The following is a 13,509-nucleotide window of genomic DNA, read 5'->3' as shown; positions in this document are numbered from 1 at the left end:
GGACGGCGGGGTCAGCCCGCCCCCTCGAAGCGGTAGCCCCGGCCCGCCTCCGTGATCAGGAACCGGGGACGGGCGGGGTCCGGCTCCAGCTTGCGGCGCAGCTGCGCCATGTACACCCGCAGGTAGTTCGTCTCGCTCTGGTAGGCGGGCCCCCACACGTCGTGGAGCAGCTGGCGCTGGCTCACCAGCTGGCCGGCGTGGCGCGCGAGGATCTCCAGGATGTGCCACTCCGTCGGGGTCAGCCGCACCTCCCCGCCGTCGCGCAGGACGCGTTTGGCGCCCAGGTCCACGGTGAAGCACTGCGTGCGCACGACCGGCGCCTCCTCGGCGCGGACCGACCGGCGCTCGGCGGCCCGCATCCGGGCGAGCAGCTCGTCCATGCCGAACGGCTTGGTGACGTAGTCGTCGGCGCCCGAGTCCAGGCAGCGCACCTTCTCACCGGCCGAGTGCCGTGCGGACAGCACGATGATCGGCACCTGGGACCAGCCGCGCAGCCGCCGTATGACCTCCAGGCCCTCCATGTCGGGCAGCCCCAGGTCGAGGAGGACCACGTCCGGGTGGTTCTCGGCCGCCAGCCGCAGGGCCGTGGCCCCGTCGGCGGCCGTGTCCACGTCGTGTCCGCGCGCGCGGAGGTTGATCCGCATGGCCCGGATGATCTGCATGTCGTCGTCAACGACCAGGACCCGCATGGGACCCCCTCTCGCCATCGATGTCTGCCTTGTCGGGTTCTGTCGCCCGCAGGGTGAAGACCATGGTCAGTCCGCCACCAGGGGTGTCCTCGGGGTCGAGTGTGCCGTGCATCGCCTCAACGAAACCACGGGCGACGGCGAGCCCGAGCCCCACCCCCGTGCCCTGGGGGGCGTCGCCCAGGCGCTGGAAGGCCTCGAACATGCGCTGCTTGCCCTCGTCCGAGACGCCCGGCCCCCGGTCCGCCACGCGCAGCTGCACGCTGTCGCCGTGCGCGCTCGCGGAGACCAGCACGGGCAGGCGCGGATCGGGGTTGTACCGCACCGCGTTGGCGACGACGTTCGCCACCGCCCGCTCCAGGAGCCCGGCGTCGGCCAGGACCCGGGGCAGGCCGTCGGGGACGTCCACGGTGACGGCCTCGTGGGGCAGGCCGAGAAGGGTGATCGGGACGACCTCCTCCAGGCCCACCGCGCGGAGCTTGGGGCGCACGTTGTCGGTGTGCACGCGGCTCATGTCCAACAGGTTGTCGATCAGGCGGTTGAGCCGGTCCGTGGACTCCTCGGCGGTCTCCAGCAGGTCCTCCCGGTCCTCCGGGGTGAGCGTGATGTCGGTGGCGCGCAGGCTGGCCAGGCTCGCCTTGATCGACGTCAGCGGCGTGCGCAGGTCGTGCGACACCGCGGCCAGCAGGGCGGTGCGGATGCGGTTGCCGGCCGCCTGGCTCCTCGCCTCGGCCGCGTCCCACTCCAGCCTCTGGTGCTCCAGGGCGATGCCGATGTGCGCCGCGAACGCGCGCAGCACGCCCCGGTCGGCGGCGGGCAGCACCCGGCCGCGCAGGGCCAGCGCCAGGTTGTCGGAGACCGACACCAGCACGTCCGACTCGTCGGGGGAGTCGCAGGCCGGTGCGCCGACGCTGTGGGCGGGCCGCCACCGGCCGTCGTCCAACCGCTCCAGGAGGGTCGCCGACCGCTGCCCGAACGTCTCCCTGATGCGCCGGAGCAGTGCCTGGAGGGGTTCCTTGCCCGACAGGATGCTGCCCGCCAGCAGGGTCACCGCGTCGGCCTCGGCGCGGGCCCGCGCGGCCTGCGCCGAGCGCCGGGCCGCCATCTCCACCACGATCGCGACCAGCGTCCCCACCAGGGTGAACGCGGTCAGCGCCACCACGTTGTCCAGCGACACCGACGGCCGTCCGTGCAGCGGCGACACCAGGACGGTGAGCAGGATCGCGCTCCACAGCGCCGACACCAGGGCGGGGCGCAGCCCGCCCACGGCCGCGGTGGCGACGGTGATCAGCAGGAGGAGCATGGTGTCCGAGGCCGGGCCCACGTCCGAGAACAGCGGCAGGGCCAGGAACAGCGAGACGAGGGTGGGCGCCAGCAGCGCCAGGGTCCACCCGGCCGCCCGGCGGTGCTCGCCCAGCCCCCGGCCCGGGGGCGGCAGGGGCCACCGGCCGCTGCCCACCCTCTCGTGGGTGACGATGTGCACGTCGATGTCGCCGGAGTCGCGGGCCACGATCGCGCCGACCCCGGGACCGAACACGTACTGCCAGGTCCGGCGGCGCGACGAGCCCAGCACGATCTGGGTGGCGTGCACGCCCCGGGCGAACTCCAGCAGGCCCGTCGGGACGTCGTTGCCGACCACCTGGTGGTAGGTCCCGCCCAGCTCGGCGAGGAGGCGCCGCTGCCGCAGGAGGTCCTCCGGCGGCGTCTGCGAGATCCCCTGCGGCGGCACGACGTGCACGGCCAGGAGGTGGCTCGGCTGGGGGTGGCCGCCCCGCGACCGGGCGGCGACGCGGGCGGCCCGGCGGATGAGCGTCTCGCCCTCGGGGCCCCCGGTGAGCGCCACGACGACCCGCTCGCGGGCCTCCCAGGTGCGGTGGATCTCGTGCTCGCCCCGGTAGCGGGACAGGCCCTCCTCCACGCGGTCGGCGGTCCACAGCAGCGCCAGCTCGCGCAGCGCCGCCAGGTTGCCCTCCCTGTAGTAGTCGGCCAGGGCGGCGTCGACCCGCTCGGCGGGGTGGATGTCGCCGTGCGCCATGCGGCGGCGCAGCTCCTGCGGGGTGATGTCGACGAGTTCGACCTCGGCCGCGCGGCGCACCACGTGGTCGGGGACCGTCTGCTGGGGGCGCACCCCGGTGATCTGGTGGACGACGTCGTTGAGCGACTCCAGGTGGTGGATGCCCACGGTCGACAGGACGTCGATCCCCGCCTCCAGCAGTTCCTCCACGTCCTGCCAGCGGGTCGGGTTGGGCGCCCCCGGCGGGTTGGAGCGGGCGAGGTCGTCGACCAGGGCCGTGCCGGGCGCCCGGGAGATCACCGCCGCGGTGTCCACCGAGCCGGACGGGTGCGGCGGCACGCGCTCCAACCCCTCCAGGAGGGCGGACGTGCGCTCCCTCCGGTGCGTGTGGACGGCGGCGACCACCACGTCGGCGCCGTGCGAGGCCCGCCGGCGGGCCTCGACCAGCACGTTGTGCGTGGTGCCGACCCCGGGGGCCGATCCCAGGTAGATGCGGAGCTTTCCTCGTGCCACGGCATCCATTGTCGGGGCACGCGGGGGCGCCCGGGGCGGTTTCGCGCCGTGGGAAGGGTCGCGTCCGGTTCCGGCCCTGGGTATGGCGCGGAGGCCGTGGTTGGCGATACTTGGTGTGGCGTCCCGGCGCACGCCCGGTGCGCGTACGCCGGCCCGGGCCGTTCCGTGCGACACGAGACCACCTGTGAGGAGGCGCGGCGACCACCCGCCCCCCGGGAGCGGGTGCGCCCCCAGCCGCGAGACCGATGACCCATCCCCCCGACGACGCGTCGTTCCCCGGTCCCCCCGGAGGCCGGCCGTTCCCCGGCGCGCCCCACCGGGGGCGGCCGCCCCGCCCCCCCGGCCGGCGGCCCCCGCCCGGGCCCCACGGACCGCCCGGAGCGCCCCACGGCGGGTATCCGGGGCAGCAGTACGTCCCGCCCGGCCGGCCGGGCCACGGCGCTCCGGGGGGAGTCCCGCCGGGGCGGCCCGGAGGCCCGGCACGGCGCGGACCGGCCGTGCTGGTCTGGGCGGCCGTCGCCTCCCTGGCGGTGGTCGCCTCCCTCGGCGTCGTGGTGTGGGAGGCGGCGGGCGGCCGTCCCTACGCCGACCTTCCCGGCTGCCGTCAGCTGCTGCCCGAGGAGGTGGTCGCCGGCATCCCCGGGGCCGACAGCCCGATGGCCGCGGGCGACTACTACTCGGCGGAGGAGGCGGGTTACGCGGAGGACGGCCAGATCGGCTACCTCGCCTGCTCCGTCCACGACTCCTACGTCTTCCTCCTCGACGTCTTCGCGTCCCTGTACGAGTTCGAGGACGGCGGTGAGACCCTCGCCGACCTGCGAGAGGACATGGCGCAGGCCCGGGAGGACCTGGAGGGGGACAGGGCGCCCGAGGGCATGCAGGGGGAGATTCTCGACTGGCGGCCCGTGCGGGCCGGGGACGGCGGCTTCGCGGTCCTGTACCGCGACGGGGAGTACTCCGACGCGGTCGTCGCGACGGCCTCCTTCACCAGCGTGAACGTGGCGGTCGTGATCAGCCTGCCGCTGGAGGACGGCGGCATCGGGGAGGGCGAGGCCCTGGCCTTCCTCCAGGACATGGCGGGGCAGGTCGAGCGCCGCCTCTCCCGCGAGGCGGAGAGGGCGTGAGGACGGGCCCGCCCGGGCCCGCCGCGCCGCCGGAGCCGACCCGGCGGCGCAGCGGGCGGTCCGCTAGCCCGCCTCGGGGATGAGCTTGCCCGGGTTGAGCACGCCCTCGGGGTCCAGCGCGCCCTTGACCGCGCGCAGCACGTCACCGCCCAGGGGACCGATCTCCGCCGCCATCCACGGCCGGTGGTCCGACCCGACCGCGTGGTGGTGGGTGATCGTCCCGCCGTTGGCGACGATCGCGTCCGACGCCGCGCGCTTGGCCCGGCCCCAGCGCGCCACCGGGTCGGGCCCGGCCGCCGTCGCCACCGTGAAGTACAGGGAGGCGCCGGTCGGGTAGGTGTGCGACACGTGGCACATCACCACGGCGCCGCCCTCGTCGCCCTCCAGCGCCCCCGTGAGCGCCTCGGACACGGCCGCGTACAGCGGCAGCAGGTCGGTCCACGACGCGGCGGTCTCCAGCGTCTCGGCGAGGATCCCCGCCGACAGCAGGGTGTCGCGCAGGTAGGGGGAGGAGAACCGGTTCTCGCGCCAGTGGGCCACCGGCTCCGGGCCGAGCGGGGTGCCGCCGGCCCCGGCCATGGCCTCCCGCACCGCGGCGGCGCGGGACTCCACCTCCGCCGGGGCCCCCTCGAAGCCCAGCACGGCCTGGCACCCGGGGACGGCCTCGCGCCCGCCCATGGCCGCCCCCACGAACGTCTCGGACTCGTCGAGCACGCGCGCCATGGTCGGCCGGGCGTCCGACTGCGCCAGGACGCGCAGCGCGTCCGCTCCCGAGGCGAAGTCGGGGAACGACCACGCCTCGTCCAGCACGCGCTCGGGCAGCCGCCGCACGCGCACGCCCACCTCGGTGATGACGCCCAGCGTGCCCTCCGAGCCCAGCACCAGGCGCAGCAGGTCCGGGCCGGCGGCCGACGCGGGCGGGCCGCCCGCCTCCAGGGTGCCGCGCGGGGTCGCCACCCGCAGCGACACGACCATGTCCTCGAACCGGCCGTACCCGGAGGAGGCCTGCCCGCTGGAACGGGTGGCCGCGTAACCGCCGATCGTCGCGTACTCGTGGCTCTGCGGGAGGTGTCCCAGGGTGAGCCCGTGCTCCGCCAGCATCGCCTCCGCGTGCGGACCGCGCACGCCCGCGCCCAGGACGGCCGTCGACGAGAGGGCGTCCACGGACACCAGGCGGTCCAGGCGGCGCAGGTCCAGGGAGACCACGGCGTGGAAGCCCCCGCGGAGCGGGGTGACGCCGCCGACCACGCTGGTGCCCCCGCCGAAGGGCACGACGGCGACCCGCTCCTCCGAGCACACCGCGAGCAGCCGCTCCACCTCACCGTGGTCGGCCGGGTAGAGGACGGCGTCCGGCGCCGGGTCCGCCCGGCCCGCGCGGCGCAGCAGCAGGTCGGGCGTGCTCTTGCCGCCGCAGTGGCGCAGGCGGACGGGGTCCTCCGTGTTCACGTGCCCGGGGCCGACCACCTCGGAGAACAGCTCGCGCAGCCGGGGTCCGAGCCTGCTGGGCGGCAGTTCCACCAGCTCCTCCGGGACCGGGGGGACGTCCTGGAGGCGGGCCCGGAGCACCTGGGCGACGAGGTCGCGCAGACCGGGGTCCAGCTCCTGCGCCCTGGCGGGGTCGCCCCAGGCGAACCAGCTCATGTCGGGTGCGGTGTCCGTGCCGGGGGCGGAGCCTGCGCCCGCGCCGGGGCCGTTCCCGTCGCCGGGCGGTGTCTTCTCGTGAGCCATGCCCTACAGTTTTACATATGGCGTCAAAACGTAACGTAGAGGATCGGATCCTGGACGCGGCCCGCGCCTGCGTCGAGGCCTTCGGGGTGCGCCGCACCACGCTGACCGACGTCGCGCGCCGCGCCGGGGTCAGCAGGCCCACCGTCTACCGCCGCTGGCCCGACGCGACCGCGCTCGTCGCGGACCTCCTCACCCGCGAGCTGCGGCAGATCCTCGCCGAGGCCGGCGCGGACTCCGCCGACGATCCGCCGGGGGAGGGGGTGCGCCCGCGGCTGGTCCGCCACGCCGCCCGGGTCGCCCGCGCGATGCTGGCCCACCCGCTGTTCACCCGGATCGTGGACACCGAGCCCGAACTCCTGGCGACCTACACCTTCCACCGGCTGGGGACCAGCCACCGGGCCGCCCTCGACCTGGTGGAGCCCGTCGTCGCCGAGGGGCAGCGCGACGGCTCCGTGCGCGCGGGCGACCCCGAGGCCCTGGCCCGCCTCGTCCTGGTGACCGTGCAGGGCACGGTCACCTCGCGCCGCCTGTTCGCCGACGTCCTCGACGAGGACCGGCTCGTGGGGGAGCTCGCCGTCCTCCTCGACGGCTACCTCGCACCCTGAAGCGCCGCGCCCCCGACGGGCCGGGTCGCGCCGCGCACCGGCCCGTCCGCCGCACCGTCCCCCCGAAAGGACCGCCCGCATGAGCACTGCCAGTCCCGCGTCCCCCTCGCTGAACGCCGCCCGGAGAGCCGCCGACCTGGCCTGGCTGGAGGCCCGGCCCGAGGTGGACGTCCTGGTCGTCGGAGGCGGGGTGACGGGAGCCGGAGCCGCGCTCGACGCTGCTTCGCGCGGACTCTCCACCGTGCTGGTCGAACGCCACGACCTGGCCTTCGGCACCAGCCGGTGGAGCTCCAAGCTCGTCCACGGGGGCCTGCGCTACCTGGCCAGGGGACAGTTCGGCATCGCCTACGAGAGCGCCCGCGAACGCGACGTCCTCATGCGGGTGACCGCACCCCACCTGGTCAGACCCATGCCGATGGTCGTGCCCGTGTACAGGGGGAGCGGCCTGGCCGGGGCGCTGGCCGTGCGCGCGGGCATGGGCATGGGCGACCTCCTGCGCGTGATGGCGGGGACCCCGGGGAGCGTGCTGTCCCGCCCGCGGCTGCTCAACGGCCGCCAGACCCTGCGCCTGCTGCCCGGCGCCGCCAGACGGGACCTCCTCGGCGGCATCCTGTCCTTCGACGGTCAGCTCGTGGACGACGCCCGGCTCGTCGTCGCGCTGGCACGCACCGCCGCGCGCGAGGGGGCGAGGGTCCTCACCCGCTGCTCGGCCGAGAGCGTGACCGCCGACGGCGCGGTGCTGAGGGACGCGGCCACCGGCCGGATCATCCCCGTGCGCCCGCGCGCCGTCGTCAACGCCACCGGTGTGCACGCGGGACTCCTGGACCCCCGCGTGCGGCTCCGGCCCAGCAGGGGGAGCCACCTCGTGCTCGACGGCGCGGCCCTGGGCCGCCCCCGGGCCGCGCTCACCGTGCCCGTCGGCGGGAGCGTCAGCCGGTTCGTCTTCGCCCTGCCCCAGCCGGACGGGCGCGTGTTCGCCGGGCTCACCGACGAACCCGTGGACGGGCCCGCGCCGCACGTCCCCGACGTGCCCGAGGGCGACGTGGACTTTCTGCTCGACCGGTTCAACGGGGCGCTGGAGAACCGGATCGGGCGCGATGACGTCATCGGCGCGTTCGCCGGGCTGCGCCCGCTGCTGGAGGGCGTCGGCGCCAGCGCCGACCTGTCGCGCGAGCACTCCGTCTCCGTCGCGCCCAACGGGACGGTCACCGTGGTCGGCGGGAAGCTCACCACCTACCGGGCGATGGCGGAGGAGGCGGTGGACGCCGCCGTGCGCGCCCGCCGGCTGCCCGCGGGGCCGTGCCGGACGCGCTCCCTGGCCCTGGTGGGCGCCGCCTCCCGCGAGGAGCTGGACGCGGTGGAGGCTCCGCGCCGCCTGGTCGAGCGGTACGGGACCGAGGCCGTCGACGTCCTGGCCGGGGCCGGCGGCGACCCCGCGCTGCTGGAACCGGTCGTGCGCGGTGTCACGGGCGCCGAGTTCCGGTTCGGCGTGCGCCACGAGGGGGCCATGGACGCGGACGACCTGCTGGACCGCCGGACCAGGATCGGACTGGTCCCGGCGGAGCGGGCCGAGGCGCTGGCCGCGGCGGAGGACGCGATCGACGCGGCGGGGTGAGGCACGGAAGGGGAGGCGGTTTCGGGGCGGGGGCGGGGAGGGGGCGAGCGGGACGGGCATCCGGGTGCTCGCCACACCCGCATCCCCTGTCCCGCAGGGGTCTGATCGCGTAAGGTCGTAGCCGTTCCGCGCCGGACCTCCCCCGAACGGCCGCCGGACGCTCCCGCAGCCGCCCCCTCACGCGGTTCGCCCGTTCACGGACCGCCCCGCCGAAGGAGTCACCCATGCCCACGCTCGTTTCCGTGCCCGCCCTGGCCAAGGAGGAGGACTCCTTCCTCGCGGGTGTCCCGGACGAGTACCGGCACTACTTCAACGGCCGGTCCCCGGTCCCCTTCGCCAAGCGCCACTGGGAGTTCGCCGGGGAGCCCGCCAGCATCCCCCTGGCCCGCGCCTTCCTGGACACCTGCGCGGCGACCAGGGACTCCGAGTTCCGGTACGTGTTCGCGCTGCTGGGGACCGAGCTGGCGACCAACGCCATCCGGCACAGCCGCTCGGGGGAGGACGGCCAGACGTTCGTGCTCAAGGTGACCCGGGGACCCAACGGCCTGACCCTGGCCTGCCGCGACAACGGCAGGCCGACCAGCGCCCCCTCGGGGGAGGGCGGCCCGCTCAGCGCCGGACCGCTGGCGGGCGACCGTCTCACGGCCGAGAACGGCCGCGGGCTGGCCCTGGTCGACAGCTTCGCCAGCGCGTGGGGCGACAACGGGCACCCGAGCATCCGCAAGGTGTGGTTCCACCTGGCCTACGACCTCACCGGCAGCTCCTGGCCCGCGGCCTGACCGCGGCCCGGGGGCGGGGCGCGCCGGGACCCGCCCCCGGGGCCCGTGACCGGGCAGGGGCCTTGCCAGGGCCGTCCCGGGCGTGCCAACATACCGACGAGTAGCGATGGTGGCGCAGATCACGGGACGGCGCGATCCCGTTCCGCCCGGGCCGCCCCGCCCGGAACACCCCAGGCGAGCTCACGTCGGCACCGACACCGAACGCGGTCCGCGACGGCCGGCGCCCCGCGCCGGTCAGTGCCCCCCGACCGCCGAGCCGCCTCCCCCTGCGCGGCCCGATCCCGAGGTGTCCCCATGGATTCCGCCATCGCCACGATCGCGCTCCCGGCCGCGCTCGCCGTCATCATGCTGGGCCTCGGCCTGAGCCTGACCGTCGGAGACTTCGTCCGTCTCGCCGCACTGCCCGGCACGGTCGCGCTCGTCCTGGGCTGCCAGGTCCTCCTCCTGCCCCTGTTCGCCTTCGGCCTGGTCCTGCTCTTCCAGCCGCCCCCGGCCCTGGCGGTCGGCATGATGCTGTTGGCGGCCTCCCCCGGAGGCACCACCGCCAGCCTGTACAGCTACCTGTTCCGCGGCAACGTCGCGCTCAACATCTCCCTCACGGCGCTCAACTCCGTCACGGCGATGGTGAGCCTCCCGCTGATCACCAACCTGTCGATCGCCCACTTCATGGGCGACGGGGACACGCTCGGGCTCCAGGCCGACAAGGTTCTCCAGGTCTTCGCGATCATCCTGGTCCCGGTCGCCGCGGGCATGCTCGTCCGGGCCCGGGCCGCGTCCTTCGCCCGGCGCATGGAGCGGCCGGTCAAGGCGGCGTCGGTCCTGGTGCTGTTCGGCGTCATCGCCGTCGCGGTCTTCCAGGAGCGCGCCGACCTCGTCGACTACCTCGTCGCCGTGGGCCCGATGGTGCTGCTGTTCAACGTCGCGAGCCTCGTCATCGGCTACTGGGCGCCGCGCGCCGTCGGCACGGGCCGCCCCGAGGCGATCGCCTCGTGCATGGAGATCGGCCTGCACAACACCACGCTCTCCCTGGCCATCGCGCTCAGCCCCGCGCTGCTCGACAGCACGGAGATCGCGATCCCCTCGGCCGTGTACGGCGTGCTCATGTTCTTCACCGCCGCCGCCACCGGCATGCTGCTCAACCGGCGCGGCGCCCGCGAGGACGCGCGGACCGCCGGCGGCTGAGGCGCCGAACCGCCGCGCGCGCGGCCCTCACCTGCCGTCGAGGTAGGCGAGCACCGCGCGCACCCGGCGGTGCCCGCTGTCGGACGGCGACAGCCCCAGCTTCGCGAAGATGTTGCCGACGTGCTTGTGCACCGCGTTCTCGGTCACGACGATCCGCTCGGCGATCTCCCCGTTGCCCAACCCCTCCGCCATCAGCCCCAGCACCTCGCTCTCACGCCGGGTGAGGCTCTCCAGGGGATCCCGGGACCGCCGTGCCAGGAGCTGCCGGACCACGGCCGGATCCATCACCGTGCCCCCCTCCGCGACCCTGTGCAGGGCGTCCACGAACTCGCTCACCCGGCCCACCCGGTCCTTGAGCAGGTAGCCCACCCCGCCCCGGCCGTCGGCCAGCAGTTCACCGGCGTAGTCGCGCTCCACGTACTGCGACAGCACCAGCACCGGCAGCGCCTCGTGGCGCCGCCGGGCCGCGATCGCCGCGTGGATGCCCTCGTCCCGGAAGTTCGGCGGCAGCCGCACGTCGACGATCGCCAGGTCGGGCCGGTGCCGCTCCACGGCGTCGGCGAAGGCCGGCGCGTCCACGGCGACCTCCGCCACCTCGAACCCGCGCGTGGACAGCAGCAGCTCCAGGCCCGCGGACAGCAGAACGTTGTCCTCGGCGATCACGATCCGCACGGCAGCTCCACCTCGACCTCTGTCGGCCCGCCCGCCGGGCTCTCCACGCGCACGGTACCGTCCAGCGCGGCCACCCGGCGCCGGATGCCCGTCACCCCGCTGCCGCGGGACTCGTCCACCCCGCCCGCGCCGTCGTCGCGCACCGACACGCGCAGGACGCCGCCGACACGGTCCAGGCGCACGCGGATCTCCCCGGCGGCGGCGTGCCGCACCGCGTTGGTGACCGCCTCGGTGACCACGAAGTACGCGGCCGTCTCCGCCGCCACCGGCAGCGTGCCCAGGTCTCCCACGTCCAGCCGGGTGGTGACCGTGGTGCGGGCGACCAGCGCGCTCAGCGCCCCGGCCAGCCCCCGGTCGGCGAGGATGGGCGGATAGATGCCGCGGATCACCTCGCGCAGCTCCGTCATCGCCTCCTCGGTGCCCTCGTGGGCGTCCTTCAGCAGCGCGGCGAGCTTCGGGTCCTCGGCGAGGGCCTCGCGGGCCACGCCCAGCTGCATCGCGATCGAGACGAGCCGCGCCTGGGTGCCGTCGTGCAGGTCGCGCTCGATCCTGCGCAGCTCCGCACCGTGGGCGTCCACCACCTCGGCGCGGGTCCGGCTCAGCTCGTCCACCCGGGCGGCCAGCAGCTCGGCCTCGGTGGGGGCGAGCAGCCGCAGGTTGAGGCGGGCGTGCGCCTTGGCCACCGGGACCACGGCCCACCGGAGCAGGACGACCCCGAGCACCAGCTGCGCGGCCATGAGGAGCAGGGCCGAACCCCAGCCGTCGGCCGGGATCCCGACGAACTGGAACTCCATGCCTTCCGGGAGCGCCCACCAGAACGGGAACTGCACCGAGGTGACGGGCAGGGAGACCGCGGCCACGCCCAGGATCCCGGCGAGCATGCTCGCCGCCGTGAACACGGGCATCCACAGCAGCACCCTGCGGGTGGACGGTTCGCGCCACAGCGCGAGGAAACCGGGGGTGTCGGCGCCCGGGAGATCCGGCACCGGCACCCGGAGCAGGTCCGAGGCCCGCCTCTGGTGCCACGCGGCGAACCTCCCGACGGCGCCCAGCCAGCGCGGCAGCAGCACGAACCCGAGGCCGCCGACCGGCACGGTGAGCACCACGGCCAGGGTCAGGGGCAGCGCCACCAGCACGGCCAGGCCGGAGGCGAAGGCCACCAGGAGGTAGCCGCTCGCCCGCAACGCCCGAGCCCAGACCTCGTTCATCCTCGTTACTCCCCGTTCACGTCGGAACCCCTCGGCAACGATCAGTCTGGGGCATCCCGGAGGAGTCCGGCACTACAGCCAGCCACCCTGTTCCCCCTCCACACGCCGGTGGGCGGGCAGGGCGCGGCCGGCGCCCGCGCGGCCCGGCCCGGACAACCGATCGACAACGCATGGGCATCTTCGGGGCGAACACCGGGAAGGACTACGGAACCGTCGCACACACGGAGGAAGGAGAGGCCGGTGCCCTTCCCGAACCGCACGTCGCTGTCCCGTCCCGTCCACGGGATCTACGTCCGCAACGTCCTCCAGAGCTGCGGCGGCCACTTCGCCGCGGCGTGGGCCGAGGCCGAACCCCTGCCCGACGGGCACCCCGACGGCTTCGAGTTCGTCAACGCGGTCGCGCCCGTCGGGCCCCGGGGGGAGCGCCTCCCCGACGAGCTGGCGGCGGCCTTCGCCCAGGGCCTGCGGCTGGCATGGCAGGCCGGTGACGGCGCCCGACCGGGTATCGTCGCCCTGGTGCGCCTGGTCGACGCCCGCTGGCACCGGGAGGACTCCACGCCCCGGGCCTTCCGGATGACGGGGGAGCTCGCGGCCCTGGAGATCTCCCGCTGCGTGTCCGAGGAGCGGGATCCGCGCCCGGTGCTGCGCAGCAGCAGACAGCCCTACCTCCCCTGGGAGCGGAGCATGCTCGGCGTCCTCAGCGACTGAGGCCCCCACGGCCGGCCCGGCCCGGGGGCAGGGGGCGGACGCCGCGGGACGCGGTGGTCAGTCCTGCTCCTCGCCCTCCTCGTCGTCCCGGGTGAGGGAGTCCACGGCGACCGCGACGCTGATCACGAGGGCGGCGTCGCCTCCGATGTCGCTCCGGTGGGTGTTGACGTCCACCGCATAGGTGTCCCTGACGCGGAACCACTTGCGGGACACGTGCGCGACGGTGCCGTGCTCGTCGGCGATGACGTACTCCTTGCCGAGGAAGTCGCCGGTGACCTCCCAGTCCGGCGCGCCCTCCATGTCCACCACGAGCTTGTCGCGCAGGGGGTTGACCAGGCGTTTGCGCACGGTGGCGACGGTGTCGCCGTCGCGCTCGACGCGCATCTGGTCACGGACCTTGAACAGCTTCTTGCGGATGACGGTGAGGACGTTGCCGTCGGTGTCCTTGAGCTCGAAGGTCGTGCGGATCCGCAGGGCCTTGCCGTCGACGAGGAAGACCTTCCGGTCGTCCTCGTCGGTCACCCAGTAGTCGTCACCGATGTCGAAAACGCGTTCGCGTACCAGGAATTTCATGCCTCGAAGCTAGGGCACGGGGATCCCGCGCACCACCCCGGGCCACGGCCTGTGGACGACCCGGGGGACCGCGGCGCCGGAGGGGAGCGCGGGAGCGGGGCC

Annotated in this window: 12 protein-coding genes; 6 read left to right on the top strand and 6 right to left on the bottom strand. The window is 75.1% G+C overall.

All coding sequences use genetic code 11. The annotated features are described in order from the left end of the window. Positions 1-11 precede the first annotated feature (11 nt). A complete protein-coding gene (locus tag ACIRPH_RS23960) occupies positions 12-689 on the bottom strand; it encodes a response regulator (RefSeq protein WP_267946382.1) in 678 nt (225 codons plus the stop codon). Then, positions 670-3,222 (bottom strand): ATP-binding protein, encoded by a 2,553-nt coding sequence (locus ACIRPH_RS23955; protein WP_402918069.1) that lies wholly within the window; start codon positions 3,220-3,222, stop codon positions 670-672. The genes ACIRPH_RS23960 and ACIRPH_RS23955 overlap by 20 nt, the downstream gene beginning before the upstream one ends. A 488-nt stretch (positions 3,223-3,710) precedes the next feature. Here ACIRPH_RS23955 and ACIRPH_RS23950 point away from each other — a divergent pair, with 488 nt between their 5' ends. Next, complete coding sequence (locus ACIRPH_RS23950) at positions 3,711-4,337, top strand: hypothetical protein (protein WP_402918066.1); 627 nt, start codon at positions 3,711-3,713, stop codon at positions 4,335-4,337. Positions 4,338-4,400: 63 nt separating this feature from the next. On the opposite strand, the gene ACIRPH_RS23945 is transcribed toward ACIRPH_RS23950, so the two are convergent. Beyond that, the gene (locus tag ACIRPH_RS23945) at positions 4,401-5,978 is read right to left on the bottom strand and encodes an FAD-binding oxidoreductase (protein ID WP_402918599.1); all 1,578 of its coding nucleotides are present in this window, start codon (positions 5,976-5,978) and stop codon (positions 4,401-4,403) included. A 104-nt stretch (positions 5,979-6,082) separates the two neighbouring features. Here ACIRPH_RS23945 and ACIRPH_RS23940 point away from each other — a divergent pair, with 104 nt between their 5' ends. The 4 genes from ACIRPH_RS23940 to ACIRPH_RS23925 all read left to right on the top strand — a co-directional run bounded on the left by ACIRPH_RS23940 (position 6,083) and on the right by ACIRPH_RS23925 (position 10,246). After that, positions 6,083-6,670: a TetR/AcrR family transcriptional regulator gene (locus ACIRPH_RS23940; protein ID WP_402918064.1), complete on the top strand. Its 588-nt coding sequence runs from the start codon at positions 6,083-6,085 to the stop codon at positions 6,668-6,670. Positions 6,671-6,749: 79 nt separating this feature from the next. After that, entirely contained in the window at positions 6,750-8,285 is a 1,536-nt protein-coding gene (locus ACIRPH_RS23935) for a glycerol-3-phosphate dehydrogenase/oxidase (protein WP_402918061.1), read from the top strand. Positions 8,286-8,509: 224 nt separating this feature from the next. Further along, positions 8,510-9,064, top strand: coding sequence for an ATP-binding protein (locus ACIRPH_RS23930; protein WP_402918058.1), 555 nt, complete (start codon positions 8,510-8,512; stop codon positions 9,062-9,064). A 294-nt stretch (positions 9,065-9,358) separates the two neighbouring features. Then, positions 9,359-10,246 carry a bile acid:sodium symporter family protein gene (locus tag ACIRPH_RS23925; protein WP_402918055.1) on the top strand — a complete coding sequence of 296 codons (888 nt, stop codon included), beginning with the start codon at positions 9,359-9,361 and terminating at the stop codon, positions 10,244-10,246. Between the two features lie 27 nt (positions 10,247-10,273). Here ACIRPH_RS23925 and ACIRPH_RS23920 read toward each other — a convergent pair whose 3' ends face one another. Together ACIRPH_RS23920 and ACIRPH_RS23915 are read right to left on the bottom strand one after the other, a co-directional pair. Continuing rightward, positions 10,274-10,918: a LuxR C-terminal-related transcriptional regulator gene (locus tag ACIRPH_RS23920; RefSeq protein WP_402918052.1), complete on the bottom strand. Its 645-nt coding sequence runs from the start codon at positions 10,916-10,918 to the stop codon at positions 10,274-10,276. Beyond that, entirely contained in the window at positions 10,906-12,126 is a 1,221-nt protein-coding gene (locus ACIRPH_RS23915) for a sensor histidine kinase (RefSeq protein ID WP_402918050.1), read from the bottom strand. The genes ACIRPH_RS23920 and ACIRPH_RS23915 overlap by 13 nt, the downstream gene beginning before the upstream one ends. A gap of 240 nt (positions 12,127-12,366) precedes the next feature. Here ACIRPH_RS23915 and ACIRPH_RS23910 point away from each other — a divergent pair, with 240 nt between their 5' ends. Next, the gene (locus ACIRPH_RS23910; protein ID WP_402918048.1) at positions 12,367-12,834 is read left to right on the top strand and encodes a hypothetical protein; all 468 of its coding nucleotides are present in this window, start codon (positions 12,367-12,369) and stop codon (positions 12,832-12,834) included. Between the two features lie 57 nt (positions 12,835-12,891). Here ACIRPH_RS23910 and ACIRPH_RS23905 read toward each other — a convergent pair whose 3' ends face one another. Continuing rightward, positions 12,892-13,407, bottom strand: a complete 516-nt coding sequence (locus ACIRPH_RS23905; RefSeq protein ID WP_402918046.1) for an LURP-one-related/scramblase family protein — start codon at positions 13,405-13,407, stop codon at positions 12,892-12,894. Positions 13,408-13,509: the final 102 nt, after the last annotated feature.

The organism is Nocardiopsis sp. NPDC101807, from assembly GCF_044766605.1.
Taxonomy (GTDB): domain Bacteria; phylum Actinomycetota; class Actinomycetes; order Streptosporangiales; family Streptosporangiaceae; genus Nocardiopsis; species Nocardiopsis tropica.
Note: the sequence above shows the minus strand (reverse complement) of the source record. Positions and strands in the feature narration are given on the sequence as shown.